This is a genomic window from Treponema socranskii subsp. buccale (assembly GCF_024181585.1).
Taxonomy (GTDB): Bacteria; Spirochaetota; Spirochaetia; order Treponematales; family Treponemataceae; genus Treponema_D; species Treponema_D buccale.
In genome coordinates this window covers 330,738-346,322 of sequence record NZ_CP054258.1, presented here as the reverse complement: position 1 = coordinate 346,322, position 15,585 = coordinate 330,738, and the positions used below count along the sequence as shown (strand labels likewise).

The 15,585-nt window shown below is 44.4% G+C and carries 10 protein-coding genes; all 10 read left to right on the top strand.

From position 1 onward, the window contains the following. Positions 1-105 precede the first annotated feature (105 nt). On the top strand, positions 106-4,779 hold the full coding sequence (locus tag HRI97_RS01595; protein ID WP_253726195.1) for an Ig-like domain-containing protein: 4,674 nt from the start codon (positions 106-108) through the stop codon (positions 4,777-4,779). 166 nt (positions 4,780-4,945) lie between these two features. Further along, complete coding sequence (locus tag HRI97_RS01590) at positions 4,946-11,287, top strand: hypothetical protein (protein WP_253726194.1); 6,342 nt, start codon at positions 4,946-4,948, stop codon at positions 11,285-11,287. A 217-nt stretch (positions 11,288-11,504) separates the two neighbouring features. After that, a complete protein-coding gene (locus HRI97_RS01585) occupies positions 11,505-12,479 on the top strand; it encodes a WD40/YVTN/BNR-like repeat-containing protein (protein WP_253726193.1) in 975 nt (324 codons plus the stop codon). A 342-nt stretch (positions 12,480-12,821) separates the two neighbouring features. Further along, complete coding sequence (locus tag HRI97_RS01580) at positions 12,822-13,034, top strand: DUF2281 domain-containing protein (RefSeq protein WP_366794523.1); 213 nt, start codon at positions 12,822-12,824, stop codon at positions 13,032-13,034. Then, a complete protein-coding gene (locus HRI97_RS01575; protein ID WP_253726191.1) occupies positions 13,034-13,423 on the top strand; it encodes a type II toxin-antitoxin system VapC family toxin in 390 nt (129 codons plus the stop codon). The genes HRI97_RS01580 and HRI97_RS01575 overlap by 1 nt, the downstream gene beginning before the upstream one ends. Positions 13,424-13,648: 225 nt before the next feature. Next, positions 13,649-13,834, top strand: a complete 186-nt coding sequence (locus tag HRI97_RS01570) for a hypothetical protein (protein ID WP_253726190.1) — start codon at positions 13,649-13,651, stop codon at positions 13,832-13,834. A gap of 405 nt (positions 13,835-14,239) precedes the next feature. Continuing rightward, positions 14,240-14,497 carry a type II toxin-antitoxin system HicA family toxin gene (locus HRI97_RS01565; RefSeq protein WP_021329496.1) on the top strand — a complete coding sequence of 86 codons (258 nt, stop codon included), beginning with the start codon at positions 14,240-14,242 and terminating at the stop codon, positions 14,495-14,497. Continuing rightward, entirely contained in the window at positions 14,494-14,868 is a 375-nt protein-coding gene (locus tag HRI97_RS01560; RefSeq protein ID WP_253726189.1) for a type II toxin-antitoxin system HicB family antitoxin, read from the top strand. The genes HRI97_RS01565 and HRI97_RS01560 overlap by 4 nt, the downstream gene beginning before the upstream one ends. A 134-nt stretch (positions 14,869-15,002) precedes the next feature. Beyond that, positions 15,003-15,257 (top strand): DUF4160 domain-containing protein, encoded by a 255-nt coding sequence (locus HRI97_RS01555; RefSeq protein WP_253726188.1) that lies wholly within the window; start codon positions 15,003-15,005, stop codon positions 15,255-15,257. A 3-nt stretch (positions 15,258-15,260) separates the two neighbouring features. After that, complete coding sequence (locus HRI97_RS01550; RefSeq protein WP_253726187.1) at positions 15,261-15,575, top strand: DUF2442 domain-containing protein; 315 nt, start codon at positions 15,261-15,263, stop codon at positions 15,573-15,575. Positions 15,576-15,585 lie beyond the last annotated feature (10 nt).

The following is a 15,585-nucleotide window of genomic DNA, read 5'->3' as shown; positions in this document are numbered from 1 at the left end:
ACCGATAAAGAAGCGAATTCGTGTTTTTTACCGGCAGATCCGCCCTCTTTTGAGCGGCTGCCGCCAAGATATTTTACCGGTCATGTCCGGTAAGAGAGGAAGTTTATGAAAAGACTTGCATCGTTTGTGTTTTTTTGCTGTGCGCTCGGCGCCGTCCATGCATTCGGTTCCAGAGACATAACCGAAACCGATCTCGCTTCTCTTAAAAGCTGGCAGGAAACGGTCGATATTTCGGCGAAAAAAAAGGGGAAATACAATATCCTCATCACCGCCCGTGATACCGCCGGCAATGTCGGCTATGCGGGACCTTTCAATATGTACATAGATCCGGATTCGGATTTACCCGTTATTTCGATTGCCTTTCCCGCATCGGGAGCGGACGTAGCGGGCAACGTCGATATCATCGGAACCTGTTATGACGATGATGCCGTTGCAAAAGTGTCGTTCCGTATCGACGGCGGCGAAGAAATATATACGGCAAAAGGTACCGAATTTTGGTCGTATGCGCTCAATACGGCGTCCCTGTCCGAAGGCGTGCACACGGTAGAAGTATGGGGTACCGATGTAAACGGCGTACAGGGCAAGAGTGTAAAAACTTCTTTTAATTTGAACAGACGGCTCCCCGTTACAAGCGTTACGAATACCGGCGCGGGCACTTTGGTGTCGGGCACCGTACAGCTTGAAGGAACGGTTGAAGACGGAAACGGCATAGACCGTCTGTTTTATTCGCTCGATAACGGAAACAAATTTGAAGAAGTCCGCCTTTCCTTCGATAAAAAGCAGAACCGATCGGTTTTTAAACTCCCTATAGAAACGGCTATGCTTTCGGACGGTCCGAACGTATGCTGGTTCAAAGCGGTCGACAAACAGGGTTCGACGGGAATCTATACCTTTTTATTTTTCGTGGACAATGTACCGCCTTCACTCTCATTCATATATCCGGATGACGAAACCGAAACGTTTCCGAGCGTTTTTTCCGTCGCGGGCCGCGCTTCCGACGGCACGGGACTGGAATCTCTTACGTGGGTATGCGGAAAAGAAAGCGGAGAGATTGCCGTAACGCCGGGCAACGATTATTGGGTTAAAGAATTCGATTTTACGCGCATGAATGCAAAATCGGTTATTATCGAATTTGCGGCAAAGGACGTTGCCGGAAACGTCGTGCGCGATAAAAAAAAGATTGAAATCGATAAAGCGAAAGACAAAACCGTTTTGGAAATCGTCAGTCCGAAAGCGGGCGAAAAAACAGACGGCACCCTTTTTATCGCAGGCTTGGCGTACGGCAGGGCGTCCGAAATCCGCTATAAAATCGACAAGGGTGAAGAAAAATCCCTTATGCTCTCTTCGCCTTCGATCGCGTTTTCAGCAAGCGAAGACGAACTTCCGGCAGGAAACCACACGCTTACCGCGTACATCGTAAATGCCGACGGTACGGAAGGAAGCGCGCAAAGCGTTCAGTTTTTTTCGACGGGAAAGGCGCCGGTCATTGCGTTCGAATCGGGCACTTCGGTCATCCCCTTATACGGTGTACAAAATAAAGTTTCGACGGCCGTCCGCATAAAAGCGGAAGCGGGTTTACGCGAAGTGAGCGCAAGCTTTAACGGTGAAGAAGAAAAATCGCTTGTCATAAAAGAAGGCCAAACGGAATTCATCGTGCGCCCTCCCGTAAACGATAAAACGAACGCGGGAATATACACCCTTTCCGTCAGCGCAACCGATACTGCAGGCCGCTCTTCGACACAAAAACTGCTCATCGGTATCGCCGACAACGGCAAGTCGGACGACACGAGCGGCCTTGTTTCTTTTGCATGGGCCGGAAACCGGATCGGAAACGCCGCAGTCATCACGGGCGAACCTTTGGAAGGTTTGTTTTATTCGGCGGACGGTGCGCAAATCGAAAGCGCAGAATTGACCGGAGCGGCAGGTCTCTCTTGCGAAGTTGAAGGCAATATCGTAAAAATCGGTGCTGTAAAAGACGGCCTTTATAAAGACGTCCGCGTAAAAGTACGCACAAGCGACGGCAAAGAAATAATAAGCGAAAGTGTCGACATTTCAGCCGATACGGCTTCTCTCAAAATAACGCTTAACAAAAGCGCAGTTTACGTAAAAGATTCGCTCACCTTTTCGGGCAGCGTAAACGGTACCCGGCTGCCGCTCGATTACAGCTTATCGTCCGCGTCTTCGGATGAAGTTTTAACGGGAACGCTCGACGGCCGCTTTGAAAAAACACTCGACGTAAAAGCTTTCCCGGACGGAGCGCTTTTCCTCACCGTCACCGCAACGGACAATGCGGGCAAAAAAGTTTCGGAACACGCAATCTTTATAAAAGATACCGAAGCGCCGAACGTACGCATGGTTATGCCGGCAAACGGCGATAAAGTAAACGGTTCGATAACGGCGGCTTTTACCGTCGATGAAAAATTCGGCGGCGTAAAAGCCGAATACAAAACCGAAGATAAAAATTCGACGTGGAAGGAATTTCCGTATACTTCGCTTTCGAATACCGTCATTGGAAGCGCGGCCGACCCGATAAGCAAAAATATGCAGTTCCGTTTTACCGACGGGGCGGGAAACGCCAAGCTCATCAATCGATACGATTTCGATATCGATACCGCTTCGGACGCTCCGGTCGTCGAAATACATTTGCCGTTTGAAAATCAGGTTATCGTCGAAGATTTCGAGATTTCAGGTATTGTATACGACGACGACGCTCCGGCGAAAATCTATTACAGAATCGACAACAAAGCGTATACGGCGCTCGACGTCAAACACACGTTTTCCATTCCTATCGCTCTTTCCTCTTTGACCGACAACGAGCATACGATCAGCATATACGGCGAAGATATTTACGGTATAAAGAGCGCACCGGTCGAACGCAAAATCAGAGTATCGCTCGCAAAGCCTCTGACACAGATGACTTCGCCGGACATCAGCGAAACGGTAAAGGGTCTTATAACGATAAACGGTACGGCTTCCGATGCAAACGGTATCGAAGGCATGTACATATCGGTGAATAACGGAAACAGCTTTTTGCGAGCGAACGGCAGAGAAAAATGGAACTATTCGCTCAACACGCAGGTTATCGGCGACGGTACCCACGTCGTGCTCATCAGAGCGGCGGACAAATACGGACAGGAATCGGTATCGTCCACTTTAATCAATATCGACAACACGCCGCCCGTTTTGAAAATCGAATATCCGCTGGCGGGCTCCCGGCTCGATAAAAATTTATTCGTATCGGGAAAAACGCAGGATAATATCTCTCTCGAAGGCGTAACGCTGAAAATAAAGAGCCTTTCGAATACGGCGGTTCCCGCATCGCTCGCTCAAATAAAACTTAAAAACGATCTCCTCGTCGCCGAAAACATCGATATTTCCGCATTACCGGAAGGACGCTATAACCTCGAAATATCCGGCGTCGATAAAGCCGGCAACACGAACGAAGCCGCCGTAAACTTCGACGTGTCGCGGAAAGCCGATAAAAATAAAATCGAACTGCTCTATCCTTTAAACGGCGAAACGCTGTTCGGAGAGTTCAACGTATACGGCCGCGTCGATTCTTCGACGAATATACAACAAGTATCGCTCTTCGTAGACGGAAAACAAATCATGACGTCCGATGTGACGAGCACTTCGTATGCATCATTCCGCTTGAATGCCGATGTCATAAGCGAAGGCGAGCATACGATCGAAATCCGGGGAATACTCCCCGCAAACCGAGCGGTAATTTCAAGCGGCGTTTCCGTACAGTACAAAGAGAACGGTCCGTGGATTACGATCGACAACCTTGCAATGGGAGATTTCGCGATCGACCGTCCGTATTTGAAAGGCCGGGCGGGTTATTCCGTTTCGCAAGAGGAAAAAGACGCCGCCTCTGCAAAAGACGCATCAGCGGATGCGAAGCGGCTTTTTGCGGGAAAACGCTTAAAGCAGGTTGAAGTGAGCTTTAACAACGGACGCACGTTCGTCCCTGCAAAACTTAAAAACGGCTGGCGGTACCGGCTCGAAACGGAAGATATGGAGGAAGGCTATCACTTTTTGCTCGTGCGTGCCGTCATGGAAAATAAAGAAGTCGCTATATGCCGGACGATCATCAGAATAGACAAAACCGCACCGAATATAACGCTTATCTCTCCGGGTGAAGGCGGACGCTATAACGAAAGCATAACGTTTGCAGGCTTAACGTCGGACAATGTCAGTCTCGCGGATACGAGCGCCGCACTCCGCAAAGGCGACAAAGCGATATACGAAGTACCGAAATTCATACAGGGCCTTCATTTCGAAGCGGGCTTTTGGGGAGCAACGCTGTGGAATGCGGGTGTGGGTTTAAGCTTTTTCGACAACAACGTAAAACTGCAGCTGCACTACGGACAGTTTACGCAAGATCAGTTCGATTTCTTTTATAAAATACAAAATCTGCCGCTGCGGCAAATCCGTTACGGCGGACATGTAGGTTCTTTAAAACTTTTGGCGAATGTATTCGAACTGCCCTTCGGCTATTATTTCGGACCGGATTGGCAGTGGCTGTATTTGAACGTAGCGCTCGGCGCACAGTTTTCACTGTTCAGTGAAACGCAGAGCGGAAAACCGCAAGTGCTGCCGGCAGGTTTGATTCAGATCGAATTCCCGCGCGTAAAATTGACAAAAAGAAAATATTTCAGCTCGTTCTCGTTCTTTACCGAAGGACAGCTGTGGTTTATTTCGACCGATGTCGAAGGATCGTCGATAAGATCCGTTATGCCGCACCTGTGCGGCGGAGTACGCGTCAACGTATTCTGATAAACGAATACGGACACGCAAAATTTTTGGAGGTATGTTTATGAAAAACACGGCATTGAAAAATAAAAATAAGCGAATATTCTCGGGATTTTTGTATTCCGCATTATTTGCCCTAACATTGATTGTATGCTCCGCCTGCCCGCAAAATGTGGCCTTGGGCGGAAGCGTGGATATTTTACCGCCGAACGGCGAAATCACCTACCCCGATGCGGGCGAAACTCCGATACGCGGAAGTTTTGTGCTGGAAGGAACGGCAAAAGACGACGAAGGCGTACAAGCGGTTTCAATCGTTTTTGAAAACATAGAAACGAAAGACAGAACGCGCTCTTTTCCGGCAAATCTTTCCGCGCCGGGTGCCTACAGCACATTGTGGACTGCAAATATAGACAACGAATCAACGGGTACGGAAGCCGCGCCTCATGAACTCGTAAAAGTATATCCCATTCCCGACGGAGAATACACGGCGATCGTTACCGTTACCGACAACGGCGGCAAAACGTCAAAGTTTACGAAAAACTATAAAATCGACAATACGCCTCCCGTGTTTATCGTGTCGCGGCCGTCGACGGCTAAACCGGTTTCGACCGATCCTGAAACCGGCGATAAATACGGAGCCGTTTTTTCGGTCGAAGGACAGGCGGGCGAACGGAATACTGTTTCCAAACTGAGCGTTGAAGTGCCGGAGAAAAATCTCTCGGCAAGCGAAATGTTCGTAGGGAAAAATATCAATGCACAGCTTTTTACATACGGCGAAGCGGATGCGGATGCATGGTACGACTATCAAAAAAACGAGCTTCACAATAAAGCCATAAAAGCCCAATTGTTTTTGTACGACAATGCTCAGAAATTTTCAGACGGCACTCCCGAACCGGACGGCAACAAATCCGAATTCTTTTATTTACAAGAAGACATACAAAATACCGTTTTAAAAAAAGGCTATACGGAAGAAGTCATAAGCGATTATTTTGCAGGTAAAAAAGGTTCCGATAAAAATGAACACGACAAAAAAATAAAAGCCTTGCGTGAAGATACTACTGCATTAAATGCATTAAAAGACAACCGCAAGATGATGGACGGTTCTAGTGCGGAGCGCAGTACTTTTAAATTGGATCCGAATAAATCGCCCGGTTACAAAATTATCGGCGTAAGAAATTTGGCAAAAAACAGCTTGGATCTTTCCGCGGCCAGTACGATTATTTTTAAAAGCGGAAACATATCAACGCTTTTGGCTGAACTGATCCCGAATAAAGACGGCGACCCTTTGGTAAGCCCGAATACGGTTGATGCTTATAAAAACAGCGGTATAAAAATAGTGCTTGTGAAATGGAACGGTACGGGAAATGAAACCGACAGCTTTAAAACCGATAACAACCTTGTACAAGAAGCGGTACTGTTCGATTTTGCCGGTTTAAATTCTCAAGCAGATTTAGATAATGCGATAACAAAAGAAGGAAGCAATTTACGGGTAAAATTCAATTTACCTGCTTCTTTTACCGAAGGAAAACGTGCAATAAAAGTCATCGGTACGGACAGCACAAATCAAGTTTCCAATACCTTTGAAGCGTATGACGATTCGAATTCGGTAAATAACGGTTTATATATTTGTAATTTCCTTTCCACCGGAAGCGGTCCGAGAATCAGACCCGTGCGCATCGAAGGTTTTAAAAATAAAAATTTCGATATTTTTGCAGACATTACCGATTTGGAACCGGGCACCGCGTACTACAAAATAGGAGGAGCGGCAACAGTAGATTCCAATAGAAAACTCGAACGGCCCGATCCGGTCGGAGCTCCCGCACGGTATAAAGCTACCCTTGATATAAGTACGTTAACCGACGGAGAATACGAACTCCACTTTTTGGCTAAAGCAAATAGCGGAAGTGAAGACAAAGATAAAATAACTTTCAGCGTCGATAAAACGCCTCCGGAGATTAAATTAACTTATCCCGAAGCTACCGTTGCGCAAGCGGGCGAAGTAAGTTTTACGGGAACGATTTCGGATGCAGGTGCGGGAGTTGACGCTTCTAAAACAAAGTTTTTAATCGCAAAAAAATCCGTAGGAACGGTAGACGAAAACACTGCCGGTTGGCAAAATATGGCGACTTCTACGGCAGGCAGTTGGAACTTTAAATACAACTTCAATACGATGACTAATCCTTCCGACTATGGTACTACGAGTACATCCAACTCCAACTATTTTGATATTCCCATATATATTCTTGCGGAAGACAATATCGGCAATAAAAAGGTGCATAAACTTACTATGATTTTAAATCCTGATGGAACAAAACCGATTGTACGAATATTGTCGCCGGTAAACAACGCTGTATTGGGCGGTACTATACAGATTTTCGGTACCACGAGCGTTGCAATCGGTTCTCCGTCGGATATAGGTAAAGCGTATATTCAGTTCTCTAAAGACGGTTCTTTTAGTAACACTACCGACGGAACGTTTGGCAGTGTGGACTGGTATAATGGCGGAAACGGTAAAATTGTAGACAATACTACCGCAAACGGTGCGGTACAGTGGACGCAAACTATCAATCAAGATCAATCTTTTAATCCGAACGGCAATGACAACCAGCCCGTATATTTTAGAGTTTGTGCTGAAAATAAAGCAACCGGTCAAGTCGGCGAATGGACGGAAAAGATTAAAATTGAAATAGATAAGTCTTCTCCGACGATCGGAAGTCCCGACGCTGTTAAAATAGTTAAAACTGCACCCGCTGTTTCTTTAGACTATGTTCCGCGTATGTGGATTGGCGAAAATATGATACTTTCCGGTTCACTTCATGATGAAAGCGGTATAAAAACAATCAATTTTTCAGGTGATTTGGAAAACGGTGCGACGTATGACTTAACACAGTCGGGAACTACACCGATAAGCCATAACTGGATAGAACAAGACAGCGCACATAATCCTTCATCAGGTACGAAGTATAAAAATTACAAACTTAAAATACCGCTCAATTTAAATAATTTAAAAGCTCAAGCTAAAGCTAAGGGAGAATTTACCGTAAAAATACGTATTACCGATGCGGATAATAAACCTACGGAAAAAGAATTTACATTCCGTTTCGATACGGAAAATCCAATCGGAGACTTCGGCACCAATAAATATATGAATATCGGGAATTTTACTTCGTCTTCGATAACGGATACGCAGCTTGCGCAAAAAGTCCGCGAATTGGGCGGTACAACATCTTCCGGCGGCGGCTGTAAAATATTGGCGGAAAACAGTGTTCTCTCAGTAACAAATGTAACCGGCAATAAAGTTGCGTTTACCGCTTCACCTGCGCTCACTGCGGGAAGTTACAGTTATATCCTGTATAAACCGGAAACGCTGATATATAAAAACAGCAGCGGAAAGTGGACTATAAACGGTGTCGCAAACGACAGCGGGTCGGGCGTAAAAGAAGTAAAGGCCAAGGTAACCGTCAACGAAATTAATTCCGCTGAAACAACGATGACCGAAACGGATCCGCAAAACAGAATAACCACGCAGCTCGGCGGAACGGTTACATGGCAGGGAAAAATCGATTTTGGCAGCGTACCCGACGGCAAGGGAAAATTGTATTACACTATAACCGATAAGAGCGGTAACACGTATACTGCTCCCGGCGTCGATGTAGTCGTAAAAAATAATCCGATCGCCGTACAGAAGATTACGCTTATGACGGACATAGGCGGTACACAGAAATCGTTTATAAGCGATAATTTGGATATTCCGTCCAACAAAGATGCAAACCTCGATTTTACGGCGAATTTTGCGAGCAGCGGTTTCGCCTTTAAGAATAAAGATAATTCTAAAATAAAGGTTGAATTTACCGGCGGCCAGGGTACCGTAAAATATCGGCTGAAAAAAATTGACGGCGGAACACAGGTAAATATAGGGACGGGTAATCTTACCGCTATTACCACCGGCAATACAATTGATCTGAAAAACCATTTCGGTACAGGAACAAATCAAATCGGCAATTCCAACGGTACGCCGACTACGATTATTCTCGAACTGTGGGATGAAGCACATGGGTTTACGCAGGGAACGGATTCCGCTTTTGCAAAGGTGAATATCACGACGCTTTTCGACACCTTAGACGACAAAGCACCTACGGTAGTCGTTCTGCCCTTCTATTGGAACGGAGAAGGCAAAGACTCAAACAACAATCCGCTGAACTCTTTGTATGAAGGCAGCCGCGCAAACGGACACGTTGAAATCGCTTCGGTTTCGGGAACGGGCAATACTTATTCTTCCGTTTCGGGCAAGATGAGCATAAGCGGTTTTGCGTATGACAATATCAAAATAAATACGCTTGAAGCGAGCCTTCCGAATACGACGGCGCTTACGGTTAAGGCAACGCGGCAGGCTAACGGTACGTGGACATCCGATAAAAATATGGCTTCTCACGGAGCCGTATTGACGGTTGAAACATTGGATGCCGACTATCTCGGTTATTACGTCAAATGGCGGCTCGATTGGAATACCGAAAAAGCGGGCGTAGGCGTTGCCAAAAGTATTACGGTAAGCGCAAACGACGGAACGAATACTTCCGTCCCCGCAGACGGAGGTACGACCCAAAACGCAACGGTAACCAGAGGAACGCCGAAGACCGCCGAGGGTGCTGTTTTTGCAAATAAAAATCCGGGACAATTCGTCGTATTCAAAAAGGGCGAAACCCAATACCTTACCCGTATCGCAAACATATCCGACGATACGGCCACGCTTGTCGATACCGTTCCCACGGACGCGGACGAAGCGCTTGTGTACGGCTATACCGCAAATAAAGCGAAGACAAGTGTAAATGTCGTTCCGTATATCACGAACGTGGAAACCGGCTTAACGAGTGCCGACAGCGGATTTAAAGGTGCTTTCTCTCGCGCTTCAACCGGCGAATATCCGGTGCGGGCCGGAGAAACGATTAAAGTAAAAGGCTTTAACCTCGCAGGCGGAACCGTTATGCTCGGGGCGGCATCGCTCGGCACGAATTTAAACAGTGTATCCATAACAGATTCGCATACAAGCGGCGCGCTTTCCGTTAAAGTAGGCAGTGTTGAATCGATAAATAATAAGATTGACGTTTCCAAGCCTTATAACATTGAAGCAAATAATGCCAACAATAATATCCTGACCGTACGGCGCAAATTGTTTGTGTGGAAAACCAAACCCATTATTAACAATAACTTTATGGAAAGTCCGCAATTTGTAATGGATAAAGCTTCCAATTACTATATGTCGTATGGCATTTTGGCAGTAAGCGGAAACTTAAGCTTTGCTATGATGAAAAATGCAACGATTACTACTCCTGCGGATATGGCATCTTCCCATATAATTGAGCAATGCTTCAGCAAGTACCAAAATACGGTTATTGCATACGATGAGAGCGGTAATATGTACGGAGGGGCAAGCAATACCGATAGGGCGACAAGAAGTACGAGTTTTACGTTCTTTTCTCGCGAACAAGGAACCAATGCAACCGGAACAACCGGAAATTATGATGGAGGGACAAACCGCCGCCGTCTTGAAAATAATGCAAACGAAGCAAGAAACGTTTATGATGTAAACCGCGTGCAAATACCGAAGTTGGCAGTGAGAGGTCCCGGCTCCGATGCAAAGGTTGCCCTTATCTATTGCGATAGAAATAACGATGTACTTCCCATTAAATTTCGTTACGGCTCCGTTACCGCTCCTGATAACATTTCAAACGGTTTAGGTCATAATGTCGATAGTTATGGAATTGACAGCGATCCTAATGATTCAGGCTCTGCCAGTGGTTACGAAGTTGTTGCGGATACCGCTTCCGAACATCATCAGGGCGGCGGTTATGCTGCGGTGGGACTTACGTCTACAAACCGTGCCGTCGTTGTATGGTACGATGCGGCGAAATCTCAGTTGGTATACAGCTATCGCGATATAGGCACAAGCTATACAGAGCCTGCTGCCGGTGCCACTGATCGTAAAACAAGCGAATGGCAGGCTAATGCGGTTGAGATTGACGGCGGTGCACCGCTCTACGTAGATCTCGTTATTGACGATGAAGACGGTTTACATATCGGCTATTATTCAAGCGGTAACGGCGGCGTGCGCTATGCGTATCTTGCCCCCGGCAAAGTGAACGGTTCAACCAAACCCGCAACAAGCGACTTTAAAATTGCAACGGTCGACACCTATATGAATCCGGGCACCTTCCTTAAAATGGGCGTACGTAAAGAAAACAATAAGCAGGTTCCGTACATCAGCTACTACCATAACGGCTTTTACGGTTCCGCAAATGCAGCCCGTATAGCGTGGTTGAAAGACGGTCTTGTTAAAACGGATACTGCGGTAAAAAACGGCGTCGTAAGCAATAAGTTCACCGGCGACTGGGTTGTTATGACGGTGCCTGCAAGCAACGGTATTCAGCAGTATACGATTTGCCAAGGGGCGCCTACGAGCGGTACTTATGCAAATAAGGTTATCGCCGCGTACTTTACAACAAAAGACTACGAAATGGCGGTACTTGAAAAATAAGCATTCCGCTTAGCGAGTTATCCCCCTGTCGGGTTGTCCGGCGGGGGGGGGGATTTTTTCGTTCTCTGCATCCTGTATCTGTCTTCTTCGGAAGTTGTTTAAATAGCGGACATAAAAATTGATTTTCTTTAACGACCGACGGGCGATCGACAGGCGATTTCGGCTGCCACGCGCCGCCGGTATAAAATCGGTTATGTACGGAAAGAACGGAGGTTTTATGCAAAGAAAACAACTGTGGACAAAGATTTCAGGCGGTCTGATGAGTCTGTTTGTACTCGTCAACATCATTTCATGCGGCAACATCCATCACGATGACACAGGCACTGTAACAAGCGGCTGGGTAAGTAAGGAGAGCGGGACGACGGAGGACCTACGCGGCATCGCCTGTAAGGGTAACACGTGGATGGCGGTAGGACTGGGCGAGGACGTCATCGTCAGTACGAATAACGGCGACACGTGGATGAAAAAGAAGAAAGATACGAAAAAATGGCTGTGCGATGTTGTTTATAACGGTACCGCGTGGGTAGCGTCGGGCGCAGGCTACACCGTCACCGCCAGCCAGGACGACGGCAAAACGTGGACGGAAAAAACGACGATCGGTGAAAGCACGGAGCAGAATTGCAAGGGTGTCGCCTGTAAGGGTAACACGTGGATAGCGGTAGGAACCAGCGGTGTCATATTAGTCAGTACGGACAACGGTGCTAACTGGAATAACAAGAACAAGGTTAATTATCACATACGGGAAGGCGTCGCTTATAACGATAGCACGTGGATAGCGGTAGGACAGGATGGCTCCGTCATCGCCAGTACGGACAACGGCGAGAAGTGGACGACAAAGTCGAGCGGTACGACGGACTACCTGCTCGGCGTCGCCTGTAACGGTACCACGTGGGTAGCGGTGGGCGATAAGGGCACCGTTATCGTCAGCACGGACAACGGCAATACGTGGGCGACAAAGTCGAGCGGTACGGGAAAAAAACTGTTCTCTGTCGCCTGTAAGGGTACCACGTGGGTAGCGGTAGGCGAGAACGGCATCGTCATCGTCAGTACGGACAACGGCAATACGTGGGCGACGAAGCCGAGCGGAACGGAAAACGACCTATACGGCGTCGCCTGTAACGGCACCGCGTGGATAGCGGCAGGAAAGCACGGCACCGTTATCGTCAGTACGGATACAGCGCTCCGGCAGTAGAGACAGAGGCCCCGTACCCCGCAGTATGCTTGAGGAAAGGGGACTCCACCGACCTTGTGTAAAATAAATAACCCCGCCGGATAAAAGGCGGGGTATCTTTTTTATGAATATACGGGCATTTTTTTCGATGCACCGATCCGCTTTTAGGAAAGTAAAAATAAAAAATGGGCTGTTTCGGAAGAAGAAGCGGGCTTGTTTTACATGAGGCTTCGCCCGAGAATTAAGAACAATTAGATAACATGGTACTTTTGTACGGCAGGTCAAGCCCGCTATTTTCTTACACCGATAAGATCTGGAAAATTTTATGAATGTATAATATAATAGAATTGTATGGGAGGTCATATGCCTTATACAGCTTTAGAAAAAGAAATCGCAACGCTTCCTCCTGCTGCAATAAGTGAGGTTGTTGATTTTATCCGCTTGATAAAATTGAAATTCCCTGAGGACGATTCTGTTTCCGAAAAAAAATCTCTTTTTGGCGTTTGGAAAAATGAGCCTTTTTATATGTCTCCGGATTTTGATGACCCTCTCGAAGATTTTTCGGAATATGTGTAATGAAGTATTTGCTCGACACGCATACAATTCTTTGGTATTTATTCGGGAATGATCGATTGTCGAAAAGTGCTAAAGATATAATTGACTCTAATGTTTGTTTTTACAGTTATGCCTCATTTTGGGAGATTTCAATAAAACAAAGCAAGAAAAAATTGGAATTTACTCATACTGTATATGAAATAGATGAGATGTGTAGACGAGCAGGATTTAGAAAACTTCCGATTACACTTGATGATTTCAACAGGATTAGAAATTTGCCGTTTCAAGATAATGTAAGACATAATGATCCATTTGACAGAATTCTAATCTCACAAGCACTTGAAAATGATTTAACAATCGTAACTACGGACGGAAATATTTCGTTGTATGATGTAAAAACTATTTGGTAAAAGATATGAAACTAACACCCGCTTCAACCTGACGTTTGCTATGCGATGCGTTTAAGCGAATGTTATACCGGTTGCCCGGTGGGTAACTTTTTCATTATTATGCTTGAAAAATTTATTTTTTTGTTTTGTATCAGTCTAGATAGAAAAGTAGTATTTCTTTATGATATAAAGAGAAAAAGGTAAAAAATATTATATGTACAATTTAGAAGACTCTCGGAAATAATTATGATAAAGCAAAATTCAAGGGATTTAAAATATTATAAATACTCAAAGTTATATTTAGATGAAATTAATGATTTACCAGATATAATTCAAGAGAACGGATTTAAATATAAAATAACAATAAATAATTTTGAGCTAGAGAATAGAGAAGAAATAGAAAAATTTTCAGAAAAAAGTCGAAAAATTTGAAATATATATAAGTGAAATTCGATTTCATATAGAAATTGTAGGAATTTTTTTGTTAGGCAGAAAGATAGTATTGTTTTATCTTTGCTGTCAGTTATCATTGGTAGCTTATTAACTTTATTAGTTGAGTTAATTATTAGAAAAATAAATTAACATATTTTTAAAATATTGATTTAATAAATTCAACACAGACACTAAAAGACTTGATTGAAGTTATAAGAAATAATCCTTTTCAAAGCCCTCTGCCTTATGAAAAGACGGGAAAATATTTAAGAAAGATTAATATACAGCACCGTTTAGTACCTGAAATCGTGGCGCGCTGTCGAAAAAAAAGAGGATTACTACAGCAGCTTATAATTACAACCAAAAAACAGTTGCAATTATAACATATGTGCAGTATTATTAGATATGAGCCAAAAAGAAAAACTTATAAAAAGGCTTTTAAATAAACCGGTTGATTTTACATATGATGAATTAAGGAAATTATTAGGAAAACTGGGCTATAAAGAAAGTCAAAGTGGGAAAACGTCAGGTTCTCGAGTAGCGTTTTTTAATGAAAAAACGGGGCACATTATTCGGCTTCATAAACCGCATCCTAAAAATGTATTAAAACAATACCAAATAGAGCAACTTGTAGAAGAACTGACAACAAGAGGATTAATATGAAAGATATCTTACAGTATAAAGATTTTATAGGTTCCGTTCATTTCAATGCCGCTGATGAAATCTTTTTCGGAAAAATAGAAGGCATTGACGATCTGGTGTCTTTTGAAGGAAATACGGTCAGTGAATTGAAACAAGCCTTTGAAGAAGCTGTAAATGATTACATAATTTTATGTAAAGCGAGCGGTAAAAGAATAGAGAAATCATACAAAGGCAGTTTTAATGTTCGTATTGCGCCGGAGTTGCATAAAAAGGCGAAACTGTTATCGGTAATGCAAGGTATATCATTAAATCAATTCATACAAAAAGCAGTCGAGCAAGAAGTAATACGTGAATCACTAAAGATGTCATATGATGTAAAAACTATTTGGTAAACCTAACACCCGCTTCAACCTGATATTGCTATGCGATGCCGGCTATGGGGAGTAATCAAAAAACACGAAATAATATTTTAAAATGTTGCTTTATAGGTAAAAATCGCTTATAGTATAAGCAGTAGAGGTTTAAAATGCCGGAGATTTCACGATTTTATGGGATTGTCATAAAGATGTTCTTCAAACTGAAGGAACATGAACCATCTCATATCCATGCTTTGTATGGTGAATATGTCGGTGTTTTTGATTTGAAAACACATAAAATGACAAACGGCGATTTACCATCAAAAGCTCAAAACTTAGTTAAAGAATGGTTAAGCATACATGATAAAGAACTTCAAAAAATGTGGGATACTCAAACTATCGTGAAATTAGCTCCATTGGAGTAGAATATGATTCCAAGAATTAAATCAATTATTGATAGAAATGACTATAAATTAGAAGTTCTCTTTGATGATGGAAGGCGTGTCCTTTACGATGTTAATGAAGATATAAATCAGATTCCTGACTTTAAGGACTTAATATCAATAAAAGGTTTATGGAAACAATTCGCGCTTGATGAAAGCCGTACTTGTGTATATTGGAATGATAGAATTGATTTAGCAAGTGATTCTATTTACGAGTATGGGAAAATCATAAATTCAGCTAAACCCGTAGTTACTGAGGAATGTCCGGAGGTAACCGATGCACAAATGAAAAAAACATAAAGGGGGAATA

Coding starts and splice junctions, on each gene's coding strand:
- HRI97_RS01565 (WP_021329496.1), top strand. CDS start 14,240: ATGAGCCAAAAAGAAAAACTTATAAAAAGGCTTTTAAATAAACCGGTT.
- HRI97_RS01560 (WP_253726189.1), top strand. CDS start 14,494: ATGAAAGATATCTTACAGTATAAAGATTTTATAGGTTCCGTTCATTTC.
- HRI97_RS01570 (WP_253726190.1), top strand. CDS start 13,649: ATGATAAAGCAAAATTCAAGGGATTTAAAATATTATAAATACTCAAAG.
- HRI97_RS01585 (WP_253726193.1), top strand. CDS start 11,505: ATGCAAAGAAAACAACTGTGGACAAAGATTTCAGGCGGTCTGATGAGT.
- HRI97_RS01595 (WP_253726195.1), top strand. CDS start 106: ATGAAAAGACTTGCATCGTTTGTGTTTTTTTGCTGTGCGCTCGGCGCC.
- HRI97_RS01580 (WP_366794523.1), top strand. CDS start 12,822: ATGCCTTATACAGCTTTAGAAAAAGAAATCGCAACGCTTCCTCCTGCT.
- HRI97_RS01575 (WP_253726191.1), top strand. CDS start 13,034: ATGAAGTATTTGCTCGACACGCATACAATTCTTTGGTATTTATTCGGG.
- HRI97_RS01555 (WP_253726188.1), top strand. CDS start 15,003: ATGCCGGAGATTTCACGATTTTATGGGATTGTCATAAAGATGTTCTTC.
- HRI97_RS01550 (WP_253726187.1), top strand. CDS start 15,261: ATGATTCCAAGAATTAAATCAATTATTGATAGAAATGACTATAAATTA.